Consider the following 22540-nt stretch of genomic DNA (forward strand, 5'->3'; position numbering starts at 1 on the left):
GCGTGCTCGCCGAATCCCGGATTCGGACCGGGAGTCAACTGCCGCGGGAGGGGACCTCGAGGACCTGACCGGTATAGATGGTGTCGCCGTTGACGCCGTTGACCGCGCGCAGCTCGGACAGGGACACGCTGTACTGGTCCGCGATCCCGGACAGGGTCTCGCCGGGGCGGATGATGTGCTGCTCGGTGTCCTTGCCGCCATCGGCAATCAGCGTGCCCGGACGCGCGTGGGTGGAGAAGTACGCCCGCAGACCGGTCAGCAGGGCTTCGGCCAGCGACTGCTGGTAGCTGGAGCTGCGCAGGCGACGTTCGTCCTGCGGATTGGAAATGAAACCGGACTCGACCAGGATGGACGGCACATCCGGCGAACGCAGCACGGCGAAATTGGCCCGCTCGACCTTCGGGCGACGCACCTTGCCGACCCGGTCCAGCTCATCGATCATCCGCTCGGCCAGGGTGGAACTGGCCTCGAGGCTGCCGCTCTGGGCCAGATCCAGCAGCACGTTGCTCAGGGAATCATCACGGCCGTTCATCGGCACCCCGCCCAGGCGCATATCGGCCTGATTCTCGCGCTCGGCAAGGAAGCGTGCGGCCTCGCTGGATGCCCCGCCCTCCGACAGCATGTACACCGAGGAGCCGTTCACGCTGGGGTCCGGGAAGGCATCCGCGTGGATCGACATGAACACGTCGGCCTCCGCCTCGCGGGCGCGCTTGACGCGCTCGCGCAGGGGCAGGAAATAGTCGCCGGTGCGGATCATCACCGCCTCCATGCCCCATTCATCCTCGACCAGGTCCGCAAGCCGCTGCGACACTTCCAGCGCCACGTCCTTCTCGCGCGTGCCGTTGGGACCGATGGCGCCGGGATCATGCCCGCCGTGGCCGGCATCGATGGCCACGATCACGTCGCGCAGATCCTCCTGCGAGCGACCGCGACGCGGTTCGCGCTCCTCGCCCGCTTCCACCCGCGTGCCCGCCGAGCCGCTGCGCGTCAGGTCCAGCACCAGCCGGTGCGGGGCGCCCTGAGCCGGCATCAGCTGGAAGCTGCGCGGGCTCACGGCCTCGCGCAGATCCAGGACCACGCGCAGATCGGAACCGTTGCGCGGCGCATGGCGCACGCCGTCGATCACCGAACGCGGGTGATCATTGACTTCCAGGCTGGTGTCGGTGCTCGCGTTCGTCAGGTCCACCACCAGCCGTTCCGGCGACTGCAGGCGAAACACCTCGTACTCGGCCTCGCCCTCCATGTCGAAGACCAGACGCGTGGTTTCTCCGTCCACGGACATGCGCAGGCGCTCGACGCGCGCCCCGGCCGCCGCCGGGAGGGGCAGCGTCGCCAGACCCAGTGCACCCAGGGCGCGCAGGATCTGGCGGCGATTCGGATCGATGTCGGAACGGTGATGGCCCACGCACATACCCCGGCTGGTCAGGGACTCCACTCTTATTGTGGACAGATCCTCTGAAAAAGCAACCCGGAATGTCGCGAATTTTTAGGAAGATACCGAGGTTTCTGCGTGTACCCTCACAACCTGCGACCTCGCTCCCCACATCTCTCCGGGCGCCACCAACCACTACATGTGGTATGCGGAAAAACCCGCCAGTCCCAGATCTATTCCTGCCCCGGCGCCGCCGCCAGCGCGGCGCGGCCGGCCTCGGCGGCCGGCCCTTCCAGCCACAGCCGGCGTCCGTACTCCGGCCCGTCCGGATGTTCCTCGAGGTGGATGCGCAGGTCCGGCTCCGGCAGCCAGCCGCAACCGCGCTCCGGCCACTCGACCAGCCACAGCACCCCGGTGCCGTGCACCTCGCGCACGCCGAGGTACTCCAGCTCCTCCGGATCCCCCAGACGGTAGAGATCGAAATGCAGTACTCGCCGGGAATCCAGCTCGTACGGTTCGACCAGGGTATAGGTCGGGCTGCGCACCGTCCCCGCATGCCCCAGGGCCCGCAGCAGGCCGCGCACCCAGGTGGTCTTTCCCGCGCCCAGGTCGCCCTCCAGATAGACCGTGCGCAGCCCCGGCACCGTCGCCAGCGCCGCACCGGCCGCCTCGGTGGCGGCCGCATCCGGCAGTTCCACCGGGGCTCCGTCGAAGGCCGCCCGGTCAGAGGCCATCGTCGCCCCCCGCGGCGGCCGGCAGGGCCGCGATCAGATCCCCCGCCAGCATGCCGACGGTGCCCCCCAGTCGCCGCGCCGCGACGCGGCCGGCCGCCGCATGCCAGCCCGCCCCGGTGCGCGCCGCGCCACGCGCGTCCACGCCCTGTCCGCGCAAAGCCGCGATCACGCCGGTCAGCGCATCGCCACAGCCGGGGGTGGCCATCCCCGGATGGCCGTCGGTGACACAGTCGTACGGTCCGTCATCGGTGTCGGCGATCAGCGTCCCCGCCCCCTTGAGCAGCACGGTGCCGCCAAACCGCACGACCAGCTCCCGCAGTCGCCCCGGTCGGTCGACCTCCACCGCCGCGGCATCCAGGTTCAGCAGACGCCCGGCCTCGCCGGGATGCGGCGTCAGGACCCAGTCGTTGCTGCGTCGCGGGGTCTGCGCCAGCAGGTTGAGGGCATCGGCATCCACCACCAGCGGGCGGCCGGAATCGGCCGCCGCCAGCCACAGCTCACGCCCCCACGGACCCTGATCCAGCCCTGGCCCGATGGCCACCGCGTCCGCCCGCTCCAGCCAGCGCAGCAGCTCCGGGCCTTCGCTCACCCCGCGCACCATGATCTCGGGGCGGTCACTGCACACGAAGGCCGCATGTTCGGGATGCGTCAGCAGGGTCACGCGCCCGGCTCCGGCACGCAGCGCCGCGGTGGCCGCCAGCCGCCCGGCTCCGGCGAACCCGGGAGCCCCGCCGACGATCATCACGTGGCCCGCATCACCCTTGTGGGCCCCGGGCCGCCGCCGCGGCAGACCCGCCCGCCAGTGCCCGGGACCAATGCGCCACGCCGCCGGTGCGAAGCTCTCCGCCAGCGAATGCGGGAGATCGAGTGTGGCCACGCGGACCGTGCCCGCGTAGTCCACCGCAGCCCCCGTATGCAGCCCCGGCTTGTCGGCAATGAATGTCAGGGTGCGTGTCGCCCGCGCCGCCTGCCCGCGCAGCGCGCCATTGTCGGTATCGACCCCCGAGGGCGCATCGGCCGCCAGCACCGCCCGGTCCGCACGGTTCAGCCGCTCGATCACCTCGCCGTAGACATCGGTCAGCGGACGCTGCAGACCGATACCGAACAGCGCGTCCACCCACACATCCGCAGTGGCGGGATCGAACGTCTCCAGCGGGTGGATCTCGCCCCCGCTCTCCTCCCACAGACGCCGGGCCCGCTTCCCGTCCGACTCCTCCCGCGCCCGCGAAGACCCCGCATGCAGCACCACCTCCAGCCCGGCCGCCCGCGCGCGGCGGGCCAGCACGAAACCGTCGCCGCCGTTGTTGCCGGGCCCGCAGAGCACCCCGACCCGGGACACCCCCGGCCAGCATTCCTGCAGATGCTCGAGCAGCGCCGCACCGGCCCGGTCCATCAACTCGCCCGGCGCCATCCCGGGCAGGGCCATGGCGGTGGCATCCAGCTCGCGCATGCGCGCGGTGTCGAACAACCGCTCGCCGGGCGCGGGGCTGGCCGGGGACGGGTGTGCGGGGGCATCATTCATGTCCGTTCCTCTCCTTGCTGGCCTGTCGATCGTGCCTGACCATCCCGACCCGCGCCAATGCGCCGAACTCGCCGATCGCATCCGCCAGTGGGGGCGCGAACTCGGCTTCGCGGAACTGCGCATCGGCCCCGCGCGGGTCCCCGAGGCCGATCGCCGGCACCTGGACGCCTGGCTGGAGCGCGACTCCCACGGCGACATGCAATGGATGGCCGAGCGCGCGCCGCTGCGCCGCGACCCCGACGCCCTGGTTCCCGGGGTGCAGCGCATCATCAGCGTGCGCATGGATTACTTCCCGCCACGCACCCGCCGTCCGGCTGCCCAGCTGGCGGATCCCGAGGGCGCCTATGTCTCGCGCTATGCCCTGGGCCGTGACTACCACAAGCTGCTGCGCAAGCGACTGACCGAACTCGGCCGCCGGATCGAGGCCGAGGCACCGCACGGCTACCGCGCCTTCACCGACAGCGCGCCGGTGCTGGAGAAGGCCCTGGCGCAGCAGGCGGGGCTCGGCTGGATCGGCAAGCACACCAACCTGCTGGCCCGCGGTACCGGCTCGTGGTTCTTCCTCGGCGAACTGTTCACCGATCTGCCACTGCCGCTCGATTCCGGCCCGGCCGAGGACCACTGCGGGAGCTGCCGCGCCTGCCTGGACGTGTGCCCCACGCAGGCCTTCCGCGGCCCGCACGACCTCGACGCCCGGCGCTGCATCTCCTATCTCACCATCGAGCTGAAAGGCTCGATCCCGGAAGACCTGCGCCCGCTGATCGGCAACCGCATCTACGGCTGTGACGACTGCCAGCTGGTCTGCCCCTGGAACCGCTTCGCCGAGGTCGCGGCCGAACCGGACTTCATCGCCCGCCATGGCCTCGACAGCGCCTCGCTGGTCGAGCTGTTCGCCTGGGACGAGGCGACCTTCCTCGAACGCACCGCCGGCATGGCGATCCGCCGCATCGGCCACGAACAATGGCTGCGCAACCTCGCCGTGGGGCTCGGCAACGGTCCGGCCACCGATCAGGCGCGCGAGGCCCTGGCCGCGCGCGCCGACCACCCGTCGGCGCTGGTGCGCGAACACGTGGCCTGGGCCCGGGCACGCCTGGACGAGCGGGCCGCCGGCCGGCTCGCCGAACCGCCGGCCATCCCGGTGAAGGCGCTCACTCGCGCACCGGTCGACCCGGCCGCAAGGCCCGCCAGCATCCCCGCCCCGGAGGGCGGCACCGGACCGCCACACGAGGACCCCACGACCAGTTCCTAGGCTCCGGCCTCCGGACGGATCCAGACCAGGCTCGCGAGGCGTCCGGTGGTGCCGTCACGACGATAGGAGAAGAACCGGTCGGGGTCGCTGAAGGTGCATTCGCCGCCGCCATGCACGGCCACGCCCGCACACTGCAGGCGGTCGCGCGCCAGCGCCGCCAGATCCCCCAGCCAGTGACCGTCCCGCGCGGCCGGGCGAAAGGCCCCGGCCATCCCCGGCTGCACCGCCAGGAACCGCTCGCGCACCTCCGTGCCGACCTCGAAGGCGTCGGGGCCGATGGCCGGCCCCAGCCAGGCGTGCCAGGCCGCCTGCGGACGGGCCTCGCGCAGCGCCGCCAGCGTGGCCTCCAGGACCCCGTCCACCAGCCCGCGCCAGCCGGCATGCGCCGCCGCCACCGCCTCCCCGCCGGTGCCGGCGAACAGCACCGGCAGGCAGTCGGCCGTCTGCACCGCGCAGACCCGGCCGGGCCGGGTGGTCATCACCGCATCGGCCTCCACCGGCGCGTCGGCGGCGGCCAGTTCTTCCGCGCGCACCACTCGCGTGCCATGCACCTGTGCCGGCCAGTGCAGCTCGGCGCCGGGCACGCCCCGCGCGGCCACCGCCTGCGCCAGACGGCGCCGGTTCCCGGCCACTCGCTGCGGATCGTCCCCGGTATGCAGCGCGAGATTCAGACTGGCCCACACGCCCTCGCTGATCCCGCCGGCACGGGTGGTCTGCAGGGCCCCGACTGCGGGGGCGGCGGGCCAGTCGGGCGTGATCAGGGCCGCGTCCGGCAGCGCGTCAGCGGCGTTCATGCCTGCGCCTCCGCGTGGGCGGCATCCGCGCGCAACACCTCCAGCAGCGAGGCGAAATCCGCGGGCAGCGGCGCCTCGAAGGCCTGCGGCTCGCCCGTGGCGGGATGACGGAACTCCAGGCGCGCGGCGTGCAGCGCCTGACGCCGGAATCCGTTCACCGCCTCGCGCGCCGACTCGTCCATCCCGCGCACCGGCCGCGGCCGCCCGCCATACACCGGATCGCCCACCAGCGGGTGGCGCAGATGCGCCATGTGCACGCGGATCTGGTGGGTACGCCCGGTCTCCAGTCGCGCGTTCAGCAGGGTGTGGCCACGAAAGCGTTCCGCCACCCGGTAGTGCGTGGTCGCCGGCTTGCCCGCCGGGTTCACCGCCATGCGCTTGCGGTCCACCGGATGGCGACCCACCGGCGCATCCACCGTGCCGCCGGCGATCACCCGGCCGTGGACCAGCGCGCGGTATTCACGGTGCACGCTGCGCTCCTGCAGCTGACGCACCAGGGCGGTCTGCGCCTGCGCGTTGCGCGCGACGACCATCAGGCCGGTGGTGTCCTTGTCCAGCCGGTGCACGACCCCGGCGCGCGGCAGCACGCCGACCTCGGGCGCGTGATGCAGCAGCGCGTTGACCAGGGTTCCCTGACGATGACCCGCGGCCGGGTGCACCACCAGCCCCGCCGGCTTGTCGATCACCAGCACGTCGGCATCCTCGTACAGGATGTCCAGCTCGATGGGTTCCGGGGCATCCTCCAGCGACGGGGTCTCCGGCGGAATCAGTTCCACCGCCTCGCCACCGCGCACCGGCGTGCGCGGGCGGGGCCGGGCCCCGTCCACCCGCAGGTCGCCGGCCTTCAGCCACTGCACCAGCTGGCTGCGCGAATACTCGGGAAACGCGCGCGCCAGAGCCGCATCCAGGCGCTGCCCGGCCTCTTCCTCGGGCAGGGTTGCCCGGCGTGGTTCGCTCATGCCCTCACCCTCCGGAGGCAGGCCGCGTCAATGTTCGTCAATGGTGTAGAATCCGGATTTCATCCGCGCACAACGGTTCGCAACGAGGTTTCCGTGCTCCCAGCTTCCACCCTGCCACGCCTGTTCGTCATCCTGATTGTGGCCCTGCTCATGGCCGGCTGCGAAAGCTGGCGCGCCGATCCCACGGCCGGCTGGTCGGCCAGCCAGCTCTACAGCGAGGCCAAATCCGCCCTGGACAGCGGCAACTACAGCCAGGCCGTGGAATACTACGAGCTGCTGGAGGCCCGCTATCCGTTCGGACGCTTTGCCCAGCAGGCGCAGATCGAGATCCCTTACGCGTATTACAAGGCCGGCGAACCGGAACCCGCGCTCGCCGCGGTGGACCGCTTCGAGCAGCTCAACCCGCGTCATCCGAACCTCGATTACGCCTACTACCTGCGCGGACTGATCAACTTCAACCGCGACCAGGGCTTCCTCAGCAACGTGTTCCCGATGGATCCCACCGAGATGGACCAGGGCCCGCTGATGGACGCCTACGAGGACTTCGACCGGCTGATCCGCACCTTCCCGGACAGCCCGTACAGCGCCGACGCGCATCCGCGCATGGTGTTCATCCTCAACACCCTGGCCGCCAATGAGCTGCGCATCGCCGAATTCTACATGGAGCGCACCGCCTGGGTGGCCGCCGCCGAACGCGCGCGCCACGTGCTGGCGACCTACCCCAACGCCGACGTGACACCGCAGGCGCTGTCGGTGCTGTACCACTCCTATCGCGAGCTGGGTCTGGATGACCACGCCGACGCGACCCTGAGCGTGCTGGAACTGAACGATGCCGAGGCCGCGGTGGCGGTGCGCGGCGGCGAGCACCTGTCGGTGGAAGTGGAACGCGGCGGCCTGTGGCGCGCCTTCGAGCGCCTGCCGTTCTTCAACTGAACGGCGGCGCCCCGCGACAGACGGCCCGTCAGAGGGCCTCGCTGCCCTCCTCTCCGGTGCGGATGCGCACCACGCGATCCATGTCGGAGACGAAGATCTTGCCGTCTCCGATCTTGCCGGTGCGCGAAGCCTTCACGATCGCGTCGATGCAGGCATCCACGCGGTCATCGTCCACCACCAGCTCCAGCTTCACCTTGGGCAGGAAGTCGACCACGTACTCGGCCCCGCGATAGAGCTCGGTGTGACCCTTCTGTCGGCCGAAGCCCTGGACCTCGGTGGCGGTCATCCCGGCGATGCCCATCTCGGTCAGGGCCTCGCGGACGTCTTCCAGCTTGAACGGCTTGATGATCGCCTCGATCTTCTTCATGCGAATCCCCCGGTCTGCGCCCGCGTCCGCGGGCGAATCGTGTGCGGTTGAGTGTACCAGACCACCGGCCTCATTCCGGACGGTAGCCGGAGGTGACGGGATAGCGGCGATCGCGGCCGAAGGCGCGCGGGCTGACCCGCACCCCGGGGGCGCCCTGGCGCCGCTTGTACTCGGCCCGCAGCACCATGCGCGCGACCCGCTCCACGGTCTCGCGCTCGAAACCGCGCGCCACGATGTCCGCCACCGAGGCCTCCTCTTCCACGAAGGCCTCCAGGATCGCATCCAGCACCGGATACGGCGGCAGGGAATCGGAATCGGCCTGCCCCGGCGCCAGCTCGGCGCTGGGCGGACGCTCGATCACCCGTGGCGGGATCACCTCGCCGCAGGTATTGCGCCAGCGCGCCAGGCGCCAGACCCACTGCTTGGAGACATCCTTCAGCGGGGCGAAGCCGCCGTTCATGTCGCCGTACAGCGTGGCATAGCCGACTGCCAGCTCGCTCTTGTTGCCGGTGGCCAGCAGCATGCGACCGGTGCGGTTGGACAGGCCCATCAGCACCACCCCGCGCGAGCGGGACTGCAGGTTCTCCTCGGTCACGTCGCCGGGCGCCGGCGGCACCGACGCCAGCGCACTGTCGAGCCCGCCGAGAAACGCCTGCACCATCGGCTCGATCGCCACCTCATGGTAATCCAGCCCCAGGGTTTCGGCCTGGGCGCGGGCATCCTCCACCGACATCGACGCGGTATAGCGGTAGGGCATCATCACCGCGGTGACCCGCTCCGGGCCCAGGGCATCGGTGGCCAGGGCCGCGGTCAGCCCGGAGTCGATGCCGCCGGACAGCCCCAGGATCACCCCGGGGAAGCCGTTCTTGTCGACGTAGTCGCGGATGCCGGTGACCAGCGCGGCGTAGAGATCCGCGACTTCCGCATCCGCGGCGTGCGCGGAGCTGTCGGCCTCGGATACCGCCGCCGGCGCGGGCGGCAGCGGCGAGGCCGCCTCGGGGGCCACGACTACGGGCCGGGGCCGTCCGGCGTCACCGGCCTCCAGCTCGACCAGCGCCAGCCCCTCCTGCCAGGGGTCGAGCAGGGCCTGCGGCGAGCCCTCGGGACCGGGGTGCAGAAAGCTGCGGCCATCGAACACCAGTTCGTCCTGGCCGCCCACCTGATTCACGTAGAGCACCGGGCACCCGGTCTCGGCGACCCGCGCGGCCACCACCGCAGAACGCTCCGCCGGCTTGCCGCGATGGAACGGGGAGGCATTCAGGTTGAGCAGCACGTCGGCCCCGGCGATGCGGGCATGCGCCGCCGGGGCCGGCTGCCAGATGTCCTCGCAGACCGTGACGCCCAGGCGCCAGCCACCCAGCTGGACCACGCAGGGCTCGTGCCCGGCATGGAAGTAGCGCACCTCGTCGAACACCGAGTAGTTGGGCAGGATGTGCTTGGCGTAGCTCGCGTGGATCGCACCGTTGCGCAGCCACACCGCGGCATTGGCCAGCCCTTCCTCAATGCGCCGTGGCGCGCCCACCAGCAGGTCAATGCCGATACTGGCCTCCGCCAGGCGCTCCAGCGCCGCGTCCACCGCATCCAGGAACGCGGGGCGCAGCAGCAGGTCCTCGGGCGGATAGCCGGTCAGCGCCAGCTCGGGGAACATCACCAGATGGGCCCCGGCCGCACGCGCCTGCTGCACGAACTCGCGCATCCGCCGCTCATTGGACTCCAGCGCCCCCACCACGGGGTTGAACTGGGCCAGGGCGATGCGTGGCGCTTGGGCAGTCATGTTCGAAGTGCGGGGATCAGCGACCGGAGACGCCCAGGGCCTGCTGCATGGCCTGGCCCAGTTCCGCCGGGCTCTCGGCCACCACGGCACCGGCGCCACGCAGGGCGTCCATCTTCTGCGCGGCGGTCCCCTGCCCGCCGGCGATGATCGCCCCGGCATGCCCCATGCGCCGCCCCGGCGGGGCCGTGGCCCCGGCGATGTAGGCGGCCACCGGCTTGTCGAATTCCTCACGGATGTAGCGCGCCGCGCGTTCCTCGGCGTCACCGCCGATCTCGCCGACCATCAGTACGCCGTCGGTCTCGGGGTCGTCGCGGAACATCCGCAGGCAGTCGACGAAATCCAGCCCCTGGATGGGATCGCCGCCGATGCCGACGCAGGTGCTCTGCCCCAGCCCCAGCGCGGTGGTCTGGTGCACGGCCTCGTAGGTCAGCGTGCCCGAGCGCGAGATGATGCCAATGCGTCCGCGGCTGTGGATGTAGCCGGGCATGATCCCCACCTTGCAGGCCTCCGGGGTGATGATCCCCGGGCAGTTGGGGCCGATCAGGCGGGTGCCGGTGTCGGCCAGCATCTGCTTGACCCGGACCATGTCCTGCACCGGGATGCCCTCGGTGATGCACACCGCCAGTTCGATCCCGGCATCGGCCGCCTCGCAGATGGCATCGGCGGCGAACGGCGCCGGCACGTAGATCATGCTGACCGTGGCGCCGGTGGCCGCCACCGCACCGGCCACGGTGTCGAACACCGGGCGATCGAGATGGGTCTGCCCGCCCTTGCCCGGGGTCACCCCGCCCACCAGGCGGGTGCCGTAGGCGATGGCCTGCTCGGAATGGAAGCTGCCCTGCTTGCCGGTAAAGCCCTGGCAGATCACCCGGGTGTCGCGGTCGACCAGGATACTCATGCGGCGGCCTCCACCACGGCGCGCGCCGCCGCGTCCAGATCGGCGGCCGGGATCACGTCCAGGCCGGAATTCGCCAGGGCCTCACGGCCCTGCTCGGCGTTGGTGCCCTCCAGACGCACCACCACCGGCACGTCCACCTGCACCTCGCGGATCGCGGCGATGATCCCCTCGGCGATCAGGTCGCAGCGCACGATGCCGCCGAAGATGTTCACCAGCACCGCCTGCACCGAGTCATCGGACAGGATCAGCTTGAAGGCGGCGGTCACCCGTTCCACGGTGGTTCCGCCGCCCACGTCGAGGAAGTTGGCCGGCTCGCCGCCGTGGTGCTGGATCAGGTCCATGGTCGCCATCGCCAGACCGGCGCCATTGACCATGCAGCCGATGGAGCCGTCCAGCGGGATGTAGTTGAGGTCGTGCTCGCGGGCGCGCTCCTCGGAGGGGTCGCGCTGGTTCGGATCGCGCAGCTCGACCAGCGCCGCCTGCCGGTAGGCGGCGGAGTCGTCCAGACTCAGCTTGGCATCCAGGGCCAGCAGCTCGCCGTCCCCGGTCTGCACCAGCGGGTTGATCTCCAGCAGCTGGGCATCCGTGCGGGTGAACAGGGCATGGGTGTTGGTCGCCAGCTGGGCCATCGCCTTCGCGGCCGCGCCCTCCAGCCCCAGGGCCGCGGCGATGCGCCGGCCGTGGAACGGCATGATCCCGGTCGCCGGGTGCACCGGCAGGGTCAGGATCGCCTCCGGGCGCTCGGCGGCCAGGGTCTCGATGTCCATGCCGCCCTCGGCGGAGACCACGAAGGTCAGGCACTCCCGCGAGCGATCGACCAGCAGGGCAAAATAGAACTCGCGTGCGATGTCGGCCGCCGGTTCCAGCAGCACCCGCTCCACCGGCTGCCCCTCGGGCGCGTTCTGGTCAGTCACCAGACGCGTGCCGAGCATATCGGCCGCCGCATCCCGCGCGGCCTCGGCGTCCTCCACCAGGGTCACCCCGCCGGCCTTGCCGCGACCGCCGCTGTGCACCTGCGCCTTGACCAGCGCACGCCCCCCGCCCAGCTCGCGCCAGGCTTGCGCGGCAGCGTCCGCCGTGTCGACGACCCGGCCCTCGGGCACCGGGATCCCGGCGTCGCGAAACGCCGCCTTGGCCTGAAATTCGTGCAGATTCATGGCGGCGAGGATAGCGGCGCGCCACCGTGGCGACAACTGCCGGGACCCGCAGCGGGCGGGTGGCCGGATCGGGTAGACTGCGCGGCTTCACGCATACCCGCGACGATGCCGCATGACCCTGGCCCTGTTCGATCTCGACAATACCCTGCTCGCCGGCGACAGCGATCACGCCTGGAACGAGACCCTGATCGCCCGCGGGGCGGTGGACCGCGAGTCCTTTGCCGCGGGGAACGATCGGTTCTACGAGCAGTACCTGGCCGGCACGCTGGACATCTTCGAGTTCTGCCGCTTCGCCTTCGCGCCACTGGCGGAGCAGCCCCGCGAGCGGCTGGAGGCGTGGCGCGAGGCCTTCATGCAGGAGGTCATCGAGCCGATGATCGCGCCGGCCGCCCATGCACTGCTGCAGCGCCACCGCGAGGCCGGCGACGAGCTGGTGATCATCACGGCGACCAACCAGTTCGTCACCGCCCCGATCGCGCAGCACCTGGGAGTGCCGAATCTGCTGGCCACCATCGCGGAGGAGCGCGACGGCCGCTTCACCGGCGAGGTCGCCGGCACGCCCTGCTTCCAGCATGGCAAGGTGGATCGTCTGCACGCCTTCCTCGCCGACCACCACGACGATCCCGACGCGGTGATGGCACAGGCCTGTTTCTACAGCGATTCGCGCAACGACATCCCGCTGCTGGAACGGGTGGGCCGACCGGTGGCCGTGGACCCGGACCCGACCCTGGAGGCGCACGCCCGTGGACAGGGTTGGGAACGCCTGACCCTGCGGGCCGGGGCGCAGCCGGTCGCACTGGACTGAGACCCGCCGCCCGCCGGGACGCGACCGTCAGGCCGGATTGAACACGCCGTCCAGCGCGGCCAGACGCTGGCCCGCCGGGGTCAGGGCCCGGCCGGCCTCGTTCATCGCCGCGCGCCAGCCGGCGATCAGCTCGGGCAGGGCCTCGACCACCTGACGACGCCGCAGCCGCCCGGTGCCGGACATCGGCCACATCGGCCGGTAGTCGCAGTTGTCGGCCGCATCGCAGACCATCACGCCCCATTCGCACCGGGTTACGTCGTGCTCGTGTTCTCGCACCACGATGCGGTAGGCCCCTTCGGCGTTCATGTCCGCCATGCCCACCCCGGGCCCGACGTGTTCCACCTGCAGTTCGGCGGCGATCGCGTTCAGCTCCGCCTCCAGCGCCTGCAGGGCGTTGTCCGCCGCGGCGGTCAGCCCCGACTCTCCGCGCGCCACCGCCAGCAGCGGCTGCGCCTGTTCCACATCGAACTCCGTGCTCATGCTGCGTACACTCCCCTGTTGAAATGGCGACTGAAAAGGCATGCCCCGGGCCGCGGGGCGCGCGAACCATAGCACGGGAGACCGCGAGATGACCCATCCCCCCATCGCCCTGACCATCGCCGGTTCGGACCCCGGGGGCGGCGCCGGCCTGCAGGCGGACCTGACGACCTTCACCCGGCTGGGGGTGCACGGGGCCACGGCGGTTACCGCCATCACCATGCAGGACACCCGCAACGTGATCGACTTCAGCGTGCTGCCGGCCGCCCAGCTGCGCGCGCAGATCGAGGCCACGCTGGCGGACCTGGACGTGGGCGCGATCAAGATCGGCATGCTTGGCTCGGTGGAGAACGTGGAAACCGCCGCCTCGCTGCTGGGCGCGCACCCGCATATCCCGGCGGTGCTCGACCCGGTGATGGTCGCCGGCGGCGGGGGCGAACTGGCGACCGAGGCGGTGATCGACGCGACCCGCGAGATCCTGCTCCCGCGCGCCACCCTGATCACCCCCAACGGTCCGGAGGCGCACGCCCTGGCCGGGCACGACACCCCGGAGCACCAGGGCCCGGCCCTGCGCGAACGCGGCGCGCGCAACGTGCTGATCACCGGTGGCCACGAGGGCGGCGAGGACGAGCCGATCCGCAACCGGCTGTTCCGCGAGGACGGCCACCAGCGGATGTTCGAACTGCCGCGCCACCCGGCCGGTTTCCACGGTTCCGGCTGCACCCTGGCCGCCGCCATCGCCGCCTTCCTCGCCCGCGGGCGCGACCTGGAACCGGCGGTGATCGAGGCACAGAATTTCATGAACCACGCCGTGCAGACCGGCTACGCCCCCGGACAGGGCCAGCACGTGCCCAACCGCCTGTGCCCGGCCAGCCATGACTGAACCCGTAACCGAGCGCGCGCCCCTGCGCGGGCTGTACTTCGTCACGCCTGCCCCGCAAGCCGGGGCCGATCCGCGGCCGGCCCACACCGACGCGGCCGCCGCCGCACTGGCCGGCGGGGCCTGCTGCGTCCAGCTGCGCGACAAATACCTGGAAGGGAAAGCACAGGAGACCGTGGCACGGGCGCTCGCCCGGCTCTGCCACGACCACGGGGCGTATTTCATCGTCAACGACGACGTGGAGCTCGCCGCGCGCATCGGCGCCGACGGGGTGCACCTGGGGCGCGACGACCCCGACCCGGCCGGCGCCCGCGCCCGACTGGGGGACGCGGCGGTGATCGGCGTTTCCTGCTACAACGAGCTGGCGCGGGCGCGGGCGGCGCAGACGGCCGGGGCCAATTACGTCGCCTTCGGCTCGATGTTCCCGTCACCCACCAAGCCGGAGGCAGTACGGGCCACGCCGGAACTGATCCGCCAGGCCCGGCGCGAACTCGCCGTGGCGATCTGCGCGATCGGCGGCATCACCGCGGACAACGCCGCGCAGGTGGTGGCCGCCGGCGCCGACATGGTCGCGGTGATTCAGGGCATCAGCGCCGCGCCCGATCCCGAGGCCGCCGCCCGCCGCATCGCCGCACTGTTCCGTCCAACCTAGTCCGGGGCGTGTACATCTTTGCACCGCCGCCGCCCCGTCGCTATGGTTGCGGGGTTGCACGGTCGGGGCCGCGGCCCCGACCCCGCTCCCAACTCCCATTGCAGACAGGACACCGCCATGCAGGAAACGCTTCGCCTCTTTGAAGCCGCCAAAAACCGGATCCCCGGCGGCGTGAACTCCCCCGTGCGCGCCTTCAAGGGCGTCGGCGGGACCCCCATCTTCATGGACCGCGCCAACGGCGCCTACATGTGGGATGCCGACGGCAAGCGCTACATCGACTACATCGGCTCCTGGGGCCCGATGGTCGCCGGGCACGCCCACCCCGAGGTGATCGAGGCCGTGCGCGAGGCCTGCAACAACGGCCTGTCCTTCGGCTGCCCGACACGGCTGGAAAGCGAGATGGCCGAGAAGATGTGCGAGCTGGTCCCGTCCATGGACATGGTGCGCATGACCAACTCGGGCTCCGAGGCCACCATGAGCGCGATCCGCCTGGCGCGCGGCTACACCGGCCGCGATCGCATCGTGAAATTCGAGGGCAACTACCACGGCCACGGCGATTCCCTGCTGGTGAAGGCCGGCTCCGGCGCCCTGACCCTGGGCCAGCCGAGCTCGCCCGGCGTGCCGGCCGAACTGGCGGCGCTGACCAGCACGCTCAGCTACAACGACCCCGAGGGCGTGCGCGAGTTCTTCCGCGAGAAGGGCGAGGAGGTCGCCTGCATCATCGTCGAGCCGATCGCCGGGAACATGAACTGCATCCCGCCGGTACCGGGCTTCCTCGAGACCCTGCGCGAGGTGTGCGACGAATACGGCACGGTGCTGATCTTCGACGAGGTGATGACCGGTTTCCGCGTGTCCGCGAACTGCGCCCAGGGCTATCTGGGCGTCACCCCGGACCTGACCACCCTGGGCAAGATCATCGGCGGCGGCATGCCGGTGGGCGCCTTCGGCGGCCGCCGCGAGATCATGGAGCAGCTGTCCCCGCTGGGGCCGATCTATCAGGCCGGTACCCTGTCCGGGAACCCGATCGCGATGACCGCCGGGATCCGCACCCTGGACATCCTCAGCCGCCCGGGCTTCCATCAGGACCTGGAGGAACGCACGCGCAAGGTCGTCGCGGGCTTCGAGGAGGCCGCGCGCGAGGCCGGCGTGGCCCTGACCACCAATCAGGTCCCGGGCATGTTCGGGCTGTTCTTCAGCGAGGAGAAGGTCACCGATTTCGCCGGCACCACCGCCAGCGACACCGCGGCCTTCGGACGCTTCTTCCACGCGATGCTGGAAGAGGGGATCTATCTCGCGCCCTCGGCCTTCGAGGCCGGCTTCATGTCCAGCGCGCACTCCGACGCGGACATCGAGGCCACCGTCGAGGCCGCACGCAAGTGCTTCAAGGCGCTGGACGCCTGACCGTCACGCCCCGGCGGGTCGGCACCGATGCGCGGACCTGTCGCCCTGAGCGTGGCCGGGCTGGCCCTTCTGGCGCTGGCCTGGGTCGCGCTGAGCGGGGCCTTTCAGGGCCTGGCCAAAGACTTCGAGGGTCCGGGCAGCACCGAGGTGGAGATCCCGCGCGCCGGTGACTATCGCCTGTGGCTGTACACCCGGACCTACCTCGACGGGACCTTCCGCGAGTTCCCCGAGCAACTTCCGGACGGAACCCGGGTCGTCGCCCGGACGCCGGACGGGGACGAAGCCATCCGGCTGCAGTCATCGCGGGCCACCCTGACGTACACCTCAGGGCAGACCGAGCGGGTGGCCCTGGGACGCTTCCACTTCCCGGAACCGGGGACGTACACGATCCTCGCCGAAGGGAGGGAAGACGCGCATGCCTTCACCCTCCGCGAGGTGCGCTTCCTCGAACACGCCCGGCGTGCCGCCCTGTTCGGGATCCCCGGCGTGGTGATGTTCCTCGGGGGTATCGTCTGGGGCATCGTGGTCGCCACCTCCGGACGCCGCGACGAGGAACCCGGTTCATGACGCCCGCTGACGGCCCCCGGCCATGCCCCTGATCGACGCGCTGGCGGCCACGCCCGCCGGGCTGGCCGTGCTGTTCGTGGTCCTGGGCCTGATCACCGGCATCCCGGCCGGGCTGTTCGGGATCGGTGGCGGACTGGTGCTGGTGCCGGTGTTCGTCGCGGTCTTCACCGTACTGGGCTTTCCCGAGGCAGGGCTGGTGCAGCTGGCGGTGGGCTCGTCGCTGGGGGCGATCATCCCCACCGCGGTGCTTTCGGCGCGGGCCCACCACCGCCGTGGCGGGGTGGACGGTCAGGCCGTGCGCCGACTGCTGCCGGGGATCATCGGCGGGGCCCTGCTGGGCGCCGGCCTGGCCACCCAGCTCGACAGCGACCACCTCGGGCGCATCTTCGGCGCCTTCGAGGTCGCGATCGGTCTCTGGATGCTGCTCAACGTTCAACCGCCCCGCAAGCCAGTCCCGCGCCGCGGCGTGTGGCTGGGCGGGGGCGGCCTGATCGGTGCGGTATCCGCACTGATCGGGATCGGCGGCGGCACCCTGACCACCCCCTTCCTGGTCAGCCAGGGGCTGGAACTGCGCCGCGCCATCGGTTCGGCCGCGGCCCTCGGGGTGCCCATCTCCATCGGCGCGACCATGCTGTTTGCCCTGCCGCAATGGACCGCCGGCGACCCGGCCACCCCGGAATGGAGCCTGGGGTATCTCTACCTGCCGGCCACCGCCGGGGTAGTCGCGGGTACCGCCATCAGCGTACGCGCCGGGGTCTGGCTGGCGCACCATCTGCCGGTCGCGGTGCTGCGCCGCGGCTTCGCCGGGGTCCTGATCCTCGCCGGCCTGCTGATGCTTCTGCGCTGACTCCGGCCCGGCAGTGCGGGGATCCGCAACCGCAGGGGGCGGCGCTCCCGCGCCGCATCGCGCAGGGGGCTGCGCTCCCACAAGGGGTGGGGCACCCCGGACTGCAGGAGGCCAGCCCTCTGACCGATTCAGGCGTCGGCCAGCGCGCGCTCGATCACGTCGCGCAGGTCGCGCGAGATTTCGAGGGCGGCAAGGCGCTCGAGTTCCGCACGCATCTGCTCGCCGCGCGCCGGATCCACCTTGCGCCAGCGGGTCAGCGGCTGCACCAGACGCGCGGCGGTCTGCGGGTTCATCCTGTCCAGCTTCTCCACGAAGCCGGCAATGCGGTGATAGCCCTCGCCGTCGGCCTGGTGGAAATGGCGTTCGTTGCGGGCCATGAACGGGCCCAGCACCGCACGCACGCGGTTGGGGTTGGACCAGCGGAACCCGGGATGCTGCAGCAGGTACTCCAGGCGGTCGAAGCCGCCCGGCACCTGGCTGGCCGCCTGCAGGCCGAAGTACTTGTCCAGCACCAGCGGGTCGTCGTGGTAGCGCCGCTCGAAGTCGGCCAGCAGCAGGCCCCGGGCCTCATGGTTCAGGTCGTTGATGGCGTTCAACGCCCCCATGCGCATGGTCTGGCTGCGGGCCTTGCGGTACTGCTCAAGCACCTCGGGCACCGCGGATTCGTCACCGGCCGCCACCCGCAGTGTCAGCAGGCGGTTGCGCAGGCGCCGCTGCCCCATGGCATCGGCGGTGAACGCGCCGTTGTCGATGTCGTCCAGCTTCGGCTGGCGATCACGCAGCCGGTCCGCCAGCGGGGCGTACAGCCGCGCCTCCAGGGCATCACGCTCGTCGCGCAGACGCACCGGGTCCACGCAGTCGAACAGCTCCGCCAGCTCGCGCGGCGGCGGCAGCTGGAGGATCGTGGCCAGCAGCACGGGCTCGATCGCCGGATCCTCCAGCAGGGCCGCCAGGGCGTGCTGGATCTCCGCCTCCAGCACCGGGTCGGCGGCGTCATCCTCGATGCGCGCCCGGATCGCGCGCCGCATCAGGGTCTGCGCCGCCTCCCAGCGGCTGAAGGCATCGTCGTCATGGGCCAGCAGGTGGGCGAGGGTCGTCGCGCTCTGGTTGGCCTCCAGGATCACCGGCGCGGAAAAGCCGCGCAGCCAGGACACGGCCTGCGGGGTCGCCGAGAGTTCGTCGAAATGGAAACTCCGATCGGAGCGGTCGAGCTCCAGCACCCATTCATCCTGTTCCGGGCCGCCCTCCAGGCGCCCGCGGATGCGCCGCCCGTCTCCATCCAGCATCGCCACCCGCACCGGGATGACCACCGGCTCCTTGTGTTCCTGACCCGGCGTCGGCGGGGTGTACTGCCCCAGGCTGATGCGGAACTCGCCGGTGGAACCATCCTGCGCGGTGGCGGCGGTCACGTGCGGGGTGCCGGCCTGGGTGTACCAGCGCTTGAATGCGGTGAGGTCGCGCCCGCTGACCTCGGCCATCACGGCCACGAAGTCGTCGGTGGTGACCGCCTGACCGTCGAAGCGCTCGAAGTAGACATCCAGCCCGCGGCGGAACGTCTCGCCCCCGATCAGGGTGCGCAGCATGCGGATCAGCTCCGCGCCCTTCTCGTACACCGTCAGGGTGTAGAAGTTGTTGATCTCGGCGTAGTGATCCGGGCGCACCGGGTGCGCCAGCGGACCGGCGTCCTCGGGGAACTGATGGGCACGCAGCAGCGAGACATCGTCGATGCGCTTGACCCCGAACAGCGTGCAGTCGGTGGTGAATTCCTGGTCGCGGAAGACGGTGAGCCCTTCCTTCAACGACAGCTGGAACCAGTCGCGGCAGGTCACGCGGTTGCCCGACCAGTTGTGGAAATACTCGTGGGCGATCACCGACTCGATGGCGACGAAGTCGTCGTCGGTGGCGGTGTCGGGACTGGCCAGCACGAACTTGGCGTTGAAAAGGTTCAGCCCCTTGTTCTCCATCGCCCCCATGTTGAAGTCGTCCACCGCGACGATCATGTACACGTCCAGATCGTATTCGCGGCCGAAGGCCTCCTCGTCATAGCGCATCGCGCGCTTCAGCGAGGCCAGTGCGTGATCGCAGCGATCGGCGTTGTGCGCCTCCACATACAGCTCCAGCGCCACCTCGCGCCCGGACATGGTGGTGAAGGCGTCGCGCTGACAGGCCAGATCGCCGGCAACCAGCGCGAACAGGTACGACGGCTTGGGGAACGGGTCCTCCCACACCGCGTAGTGGCGCCCGCCGTCCAGCTCGCCGGCCTCCACGCGGTTGCCGTTGGCCAGCAGCACCGGGTACTGCGACCGGTCCGCCTCCAGGCGCACGCGGTAGGTGGTCAGCACATCCGGGCGATCGGGGAAGAAGGTGATGCGGCGAAAGCCCTCCGGCTCGCACTGGGTGCACAGGTTGCCGCTCGAAGCGTACAGGCCTTCCAGCGCGGTGTTCTGCTCCGGGTGACAGCGGCTGACGATCTCCAGCCGCGCCGCCTCCGGCAGGCCGTGCAGCAGCAGGCCGTCGGCGTCTTCTTCCAGCATGCCCTCGCCCGGCTCGGCGCCATCCACCGTCAGCGACACCAGCTCCACGCCATCCCCGTACAGCCGCAGCGGCGCCCCCGGCTCCGCCGCCTGCGGATTGCGGCGCACCGCCATGCGCGTCGTCACCTCGGTGGTCGCCGCCGCCAGATCGAAATCCAGCTCCAGGTTCTCCACCTCGAACGCCGGCGACTGGTACTCGCTCAGATAGACCGGCTGGGGGTTCGCATCACGCATTCGAGACTCCAGATCAAAAACATTGCCAAAGGTTTAACACGCCGCCGCTGCCCCGGCCCATACCCGGACGCCGGTGCCGTCATTGCAACGCCGGGGCTCCTCACAGAGGTTACTCGCTGCGCTCGCCCTCCGGGCCGGCCTGCGGCCGTTCAACGCGCTTCGCGCTTTTGTGCCACGTCGCTACGCTCCTCGCGATGACAGTGTTTCTTTCGCCCGTCATTGCGAAGCCCGACTGCATCCCCCGTCATTGCGCCCCGCTCCCCGTCATTGCGAGGAGCGCAGCGACGAAGCAATCTGCCGGCCCGAAACCACCGGAGCCCTCGAACCCACCGCACTTCCAGCCGCAGGAGATTGCTTCACCGCCTTCGGCGCCTCGCAATGACGGAGCCGGGGAACTGGCACTGTGCGTCCAATCCGTTAGCATACCGCGCATGGAATGGATCGATATCTGCTTCAACCTTACCCACGAATCCTTCAACAAGGAACGCGACGAGGTGCTCGAACGCGCGCGCGAGGCCGGCGTGTCCTGGATGCTGATCACCGGCGCCGACGCCCACCAGAGCGAGAAATGCCTGGAGATCGCCGACCAGTACCCGGAGTGCTGCCGCGCCACCCTGGGCGTGCATCCGCACCTGGCAAAGCAGTGGACCGACGCGATCGCCGCCCGGTTCAGTGACCTTGCCCGCGCGGACGAAAACGTGGTCGCCATGGGCGAGATGGGGCTGGACTACAACCGCGATCACTCGCCACGGCCGCAGCAGCGCATCGCCTTCGAGGCCCAGCTGGAGCTGGCCGCCGACCTCGGCCTGCCGGTGTTCCTGCACGAACGCGACGCCCACCACGACTTCGCGCAGATCCTGCGCCGCTGGCGCGACAAGGTGCCGGCCGCCGTGGTGCACTGCTTCACCGGCGAGGCCGACGCCCTGGCCGAATACCTCGACCTCGACTGCCACATCGGCATCACCGGGTGGGTCTGCGACGAGCGCCGCGGCAAGCACCTGCACCCGCTGGTGCCGACCATCCCGCGCGGTCGCCTGATGATCGAGACCGACGCCCCCTACCTCCTGCCGCGCACCCTGCCCAAGGGCACCGGCAAGAAGATCGGCAACGGCCGGCGCAACGAGCCCGCCTTCCTCCCCCACATCGGCGAATTCGTGGCCCAGCTGCGCGACGAAACCACCGAAGAACTCGCCGCCCACACCACCGCGACCGCCCGAGCCTTCTACAACCTTCCGCCGGCATCAGGCGAGTAATACGGTGAGAGCATCCACCCGGCCAGCTGGTGACAGGAAACACAGCCAGGAACAAGCTATAAAACAGCAACCCCTCAAGGAAGAGGAGCCGACATGACCCGGGAAGACGAAACCCCGATCGTCATCTACGAAGATGATGCCGACCACATCGTGGAAGTCCGACTGGACACCGGACGCGATACCGTTTGGTTGACGCAGCGGCAGATGGCCGAGCTCTTCGACACCTCAACCGACAACGTCGGTCTGCATCTGAAGAACATCTACAAAGACGACGAACTCGATGAACCGTCAACTACCGAGGATTCCTCGGTACTTCGACAGGAAGGCGCTCGCCAGGTCTCACGACGCATCAGGCACTACAACCTCGACGCCATCATCTCGGTCGGCTACCGGGTCAACTCCCGCCGTGCTGTGCGCTTCCGCCAATGGGCCACTCGCGTACTGCGCGAACACCTGACCCGCGGCTGGACCCTCAACCGCCAGCGCTTCGAGACCAACGCCCGGGAGCTGGAAGCCGCACTGGAGCTGGTGCGCCGTACCGCCCGCAGCCCGGAACTGGGCGTCGAAGCCGGTCGCGGACTGGTCGACATCGTGACCCGCTACGCCCAGACCTTCCTGCTGCTGCAGCGCTACGACGAAGGTCTGCTGACCGAACCCGGAGCCGAAACCGGAGGCACACTTCCAACCCCCGAAGAGGCGCGCGGCGCCCTCGCCACGCTCAAGAAAGACCTTGTCGCAAAGAAACAGGCAACCGAACTCTTCGCCCAGGAGCGCGGCGACGGCTTCGAGTCGCTACTGGGCAACCTGGACCAGTCCGTATTCGGCGAACCGGCCTACCCCACGGTAGAGTCCAAAGCTGCTCACCTGCTGTACTTCGTGATCAAGAACCACCCGTTCTCCGACGGCAACAAGCGCAGTGCCGCCTACCTGTTCGTCGACTTCCTGCATCGCAATCACCGCCTCATCAACCCAGCCGGCGAGCCCGTGATCAACGATGTAGGCCTGGCCGCCCTGACCCTGCTGGTGGCGGAATCCGACCCCGAGAACAAGGAAACGATGATCCGCCTGATCATGAACATGCTCGCGCACGAGACCGAACCCGCATGACCCACGTCGCCGCGCCAACCGTGG

General features: G+C 70.4%; 21 protein-coding genes. 10 read left to right on the top strand and 11 right to left on the bottom strand.

Going from position 1 to position 22540, the window contains the following annotated elements; all coding sequences use genetic code 11:
- Positions 1–34 precede the first annotated feature (34 nt).
- From F788_RS0107615 to F788_RS0107625, 3 genes are all read right to left on the bottom strand, one after another.
- Positions 35–1411, bottom strand: a complete 1377-nt coding sequence (locus F788_RS0107615; protein ID WP_019589776.1) for an N-acetylmuramoyl-L-alanine amidase — start codon at positions 1409–1411, stop codon at positions 35–37.
- Positions 1412–1605: 194 nt separating this feature from the next.
- Positions 1606–2070 (bottom strand): tRNA (adenosine(37)-N6)-threonylcarbamoyltransferase complex ATPase subunit type 1 TsaE, encoded by a 465-nt coding sequence (tsaE, locus tag F788_RS0107620; protein WP_018870356.1) that lies wholly within the window; start codon positions 2068–2070, stop codon positions 1606–1608.
- A 25-nt stretch (positions 2071–2095) separates the two neighbouring features.
- Positions 2096–3628, bottom strand: a complete 1533-nt coding sequence (locus tag F788_RS0107625) for a bifunctional ADP-dependent NAD(P)H-hydrate dehydratase/NAD(P)H-hydrate epimerase (protein ID WP_019589777.1) — start codon at positions 3626–3628, stop codon at positions 2096–2098.
- On the opposite strand from F788_RS0107625, the gene queG reads away from it, so the two are divergent.
- Positions 3627–4877 (top strand): tRNA epoxyqueuosine(34) reductase QueG, encoded by a 1251-nt coding sequence (gene queG / locus F788_RS0107630; protein ID WP_019589778.1) that lies wholly within the window; start codon positions 3627–3629, stop codon positions 4875–4877. The two genes, F788_RS0107625 and queG, sit on opposite strands and share 2 nt — an antisense overlap.
- Here the strand turns inward: queG and pgeF are convergent.
- Both pgeF and rluD read right to left on the bottom strand, forming a co-directional pair.
- Positions 4874–5671, bottom strand: coding sequence for a peptidoglycan editing factor PgeF (pgeF, locus tag F788_RS0107635; protein WP_019021764.1), 798 nt, complete (start codon positions 5669–5671; stop codon positions 4874–4876). The two genes, queG and pgeF, sit on opposite strands and share 4 nt — an antisense overlap.
- Positions 5668–6630: a 23S rRNA pseudouridine(1911/1915/1917) synthase RluD gene (rluD, locus tag F788_RS0107640; protein ID WP_018870360.1), complete on the bottom strand. Its 963-nt coding sequence runs from the start codon at positions 6628–6630 to the stop codon at positions 5668–5670. Before rluD ends, pgeF begins: the two co-directional genes overlap by 4 nt.
- A 30-nt stretch (positions 6631–6660) precedes the next feature.
- Here rluD and F788_RS0107645 point away from each other — a divergent pair, with 30 nt between their 5' ends.
- Positions 6661–7563 (top strand): outer membrane protein assembly factor BamD, encoded by a 903-nt coding sequence (locus tag F788_RS0107645; protein WP_019021762.1) that lies wholly within the window; start codon positions 6661–6663, stop codon positions 7561–7563.
- A gap of 28 nt (positions 7564–7591) precedes the next feature.
- Here F788_RS0107645 and F788_RS0107650 read toward each other — a convergent pair whose 3' ends face one another.
- The 4 genes from F788_RS0107650 to sucC all read right to left on the bottom strand — a co-directional run bounded on the left by F788_RS0107650 (position 7592) and on the right by sucC (position 11759).
- The gene (locus F788_RS0107650; protein ID WP_018870362.1) at positions 7592–7930 is read right to left on the bottom strand and encodes a P-II family nitrogen regulator; all 339 of its coding nucleotides are present in this window, start codon (positions 7928–7930) and stop codon (positions 7592–7594) included.
- A gap of 70 nt (positions 7931–8000) precedes the next feature.
- Positions 8001–9704 (bottom strand): NAD+ synthase, encoded by a 1704-nt coding sequence (locus F788_RS0107655; protein ID WP_019589779.1) that lies wholly within the window; start codon positions 9702–9704, stop codon positions 8001–8003.
- A 16-nt stretch (positions 9705–9720) separates the two neighbouring features.
- Positions 9721–10602, bottom strand: coding sequence for a succinate--CoA ligase subunit alpha (gene sucD / locus F788_RS0107660; RefSeq protein ID WP_019589780.1), 882 nt, complete (start codon positions 10600–10602; stop codon positions 9721–9723).
- Complete coding sequence (gene sucC / locus F788_RS0107665) at positions 10599–11759, bottom strand: ADP-forming succinate--CoA ligase subunit beta (RefSeq protein ID WP_019589781.1); 1161 nt, start codon at positions 11757–11759, stop codon at positions 10599–10601. Before sucC ends, sucD begins: the two co-directional genes overlap by 4 nt.
- Positions 11760–11871: 112 nt before the next feature.
- Between sucC and F788_RS0107670 the strand changes: the two genes are divergently transcribed.
- Positions 11872–12564: an HAD family phosphatase gene (locus F788_RS0107670; protein WP_019589782.1), complete on the top strand. Its 693-nt coding sequence runs from the start codon at positions 11872–11874 to the stop codon at positions 12562–12564.
- Between the two features lie 27 nt (positions 12565–12591).
- Here the strand turns inward: F788_RS0107670 and F788_RS0107675 are convergent, their stop codons facing one another.
- Positions 12592–13044 (bottom strand): hypothetical protein, encoded by a 453-nt coding sequence (locus F788_RS0107675; protein WP_018870367.1) that lies wholly within the window; start codon positions 13042–13044, stop codon positions 12592–12594.
- An 88-nt stretch (positions 13045–13132) separates the two neighbouring features.
- Here F788_RS0107675 and thiD point away from each other — a divergent pair, with 88 nt between their 5' ends.
- The 5 genes from thiD (at position 13133) to F788_RS0107700 (ending at position 17388) form a co-directional block, all read left to right on the top strand.
- On the top strand, positions 13133–13924 hold the full coding sequence (gene thiD / locus F788_RS0107680; RefSeq protein WP_019589783.1) for a bifunctional hydroxymethylpyrimidine kinase/phosphomethylpyrimidine kinase: 792 nt from the start codon (positions 13133–13135) through the stop codon (positions 13922–13924).
- Complete coding sequence (thiE, locus tag F788_RS0107685; RefSeq protein WP_019589784.1) at positions 13917–14573, top strand: thiamine phosphate synthase; 657 nt, start codon at positions 13917–13919, stop codon at positions 14571–14573. The genes thiD and thiE overlap by 8 nt, the downstream gene beginning before the upstream one ends.
- 117 nt (positions 14574–14690) lie before the next feature.
- Positions 14691–15974 carry a glutamate-1-semialdehyde 2,1-aminomutase gene (gene hemL / locus F788_RS0107690; RefSeq protein WP_019589785.1) on the top strand — a complete coding sequence of 428 codons (1284 nt, stop codon included), beginning with the start codon at positions 14691–14693 and terminating at the stop codon, positions 15972–15974.
- A gap of 27 nt (positions 15975–16001) precedes the next feature.
- Positions 16002–16541: a hypothetical protein gene (locus F788_RS0107695; protein WP_019589786.1), complete on the top strand. Its 540-nt coding sequence runs from the start codon at positions 16002–16004 to the stop codon at positions 16539–16541.
- 22 nt (positions 16542–16563) lie between these two features.
- The gene (locus F788_RS0107700) at positions 16564–17388 is read left to right on the top strand and encodes a sulfite exporter TauE/SafE family protein (protein ID WP_019589787.1); all 825 of its coding nucleotides are present in this window, start codon (positions 16564–16566) and stop codon (positions 17386–17388) included.
- Between the two features lie 128 nt (positions 17389–17516).
- Here the strand turns inward: F788_RS0107700 and pepN are convergent, their stop codons facing one another.
- Positions 17517–20156 carry an aminopeptidase N gene (gene pepN / locus F788_RS0107705; protein ID WP_019589788.1) on the bottom strand — a complete coding sequence of 880 codons (2640 nt, stop codon included), beginning with the start codon at positions 20154–20156 and terminating at the stop codon, positions 17517–17519.
- A gap of 431 nt (positions 20157–20587) precedes the next feature.
- On the opposite strand from pepN, the gene F788_RS0107710 reads away from it, so the two are divergent.
- Both F788_RS0107710 and rhuM read left to right on the top strand, forming a co-directional pair.
- On the top strand, positions 20588–21409 hold the full coding sequence (locus F788_RS0107710; RefSeq protein WP_019589789.1) for a TatD family hydrolase: 822 nt from the start codon (positions 20588–20590) through the stop codon (positions 21407–21409).
- A gap of 93 nt (positions 21410–21502) precedes the next feature.
- Entirely contained in the window at positions 21503–22516 is a 1014-nt protein-coding gene (gene rhuM / locus F788_RS0107715; RefSeq protein WP_019589790.1) for a RhuM family protein, read from the top strand.
- Positions 22517–22540 lie beyond the last annotated feature (24 nt).

The sequence above is a fragment of the Thioalkalivibrio sp. ALE10 genome (assembly GCF_000381385.1).
In the GTDB taxonomy this organism is placed as follows: Bacteria; Pseudomonadota; Gammaproteobacteria; order Ectothiorhodospirales; family Ectothiorhodospiraceae; genus Thioalkalivibrio.

Coding starts and splice junctions, on each gene's coding strand:
- F788_RS0107695 (WP_019589786.1), top strand. CDS start 16,002: ATGCGCGGACCTGTCGCCCTGAGCGTGGCCGGGCTGGCCCTTCTGGCG.
- F788_RS0107650 (WP_018870362.1), bottom strand. CDS start 7,930: ATGAAGAAGATCGAGGCGATCATCAAGCCGTTCAAGCTGGAAGACGTC.
- F788_RS0107655 (WP_019589779.1), bottom strand. CDS start 9,704: ATGACTGCCCAAGCGCCACGCATCGCCCTGGCCCAGTTCAACCCCGTG.
- F788_RS0107645 (WP_019021762.1), top strand. CDS start 6,661: ATGTTCGTCAATGGTGTAGAATCCGGATTTCATCCGCGCACAACGGTT.
- sucC (WP_019589781.1), bottom strand. CDS start 11,759: ATGAATCTGCACGAATTTCAGGCCAAGGCGGCGTTTCGCGACGCCGGG.
- thiE (WP_019589784.1), top strand. CDS start 13,917: ATGACTGAACCCGTAACCGAGCGCGCGCCCCTGCGCGGGCTGTACTTC.
- pgeF (WP_019021764.1), bottom strand. CDS start 5,671: ATGAACGCCGCTGACGCGCTGCCGGACGCGGCCCTGATCACGCCCGAC.
- F788_RS0107670 (WP_019589782.1), top strand. CDS start 11,872: ATGACCCTGGCCCTGTTCGATCTCGACAATACCCTGCTCGCCGGCGAC.
- F788_RS0107675 (WP_018870367.1), bottom strand. CDS start 13,044: ATGAGCACGGAGTTCGATGTGGAACAGGCGCAGCCGCTGCTGGCGGTG.
- sucD (WP_019589780.1), bottom strand. CDS start 10,602: ATGAGTATCCTGGTCGACCGCGACACCCGGGTGATCTGCCAGGGCTTT.
- rluD (WP_018870360.1), bottom strand. CDS start 6,630: ATGAGCGAACCACGCCGGGCAACCCTGCCCGAGGAAGAGGCCGGGCAG.
- hemL (WP_019589785.1), top strand. CDS start 14,691: ATGCAGGAAACGCTTCGCCTCTTTGAAGCCGCCAAAAACCGGATCCCC.
- F788_RS0107615 (WP_019589776.1), bottom strand. CDS start 1,411: ATGTGCGTGGGCCATCACCGTTCCGACATCGATCCGAATCGCCGCCAG.
- queG (WP_019589778.1), top strand. CDS start 3,627: ATGTCCGTTCCTCTCCTTGCTGGCCTGTCGATCGTGCCTGACCATCCC.
- F788_RS0107710 (WP_019589789.1), top strand. CDS start 20,588: ATGGAATGGATCGATATCTGCTTCAACCTTACCCACGAATCCTTCAAC.
- F788_RS0107625 (WP_019589777.1), bottom strand. CDS start 3,628: ATGAATGATGCCCCCGCACACCCGTCCCCGGCCAGCCCCGCGCCCGGC.
- F788_RS0107700 (WP_019589787.1), top strand. CDS start 16,564: ATGCCCCTGATCGACGCGCTGGCGGCCACGCCCGCCGGGCTGGCCGTG.
- rhuM (WP_019589790.1), top strand. CDS start 21,503: ATGACCCGGGAAGACGAAACCCCGATCGTCATCTACGAAGATGATGCC.
- pepN (WP_019589788.1), bottom strand. CDS start 20,156: ATGCGTGATGCGAACCCCCAGCCGGTCTATCTGAGCGAGTACCAGTCG.
- thiD (WP_019589783.1), top strand. CDS start 13,133: ATGACCCATCCCCCCATCGCCCTGACCATCGCCGGTTCGGACCCCGGG.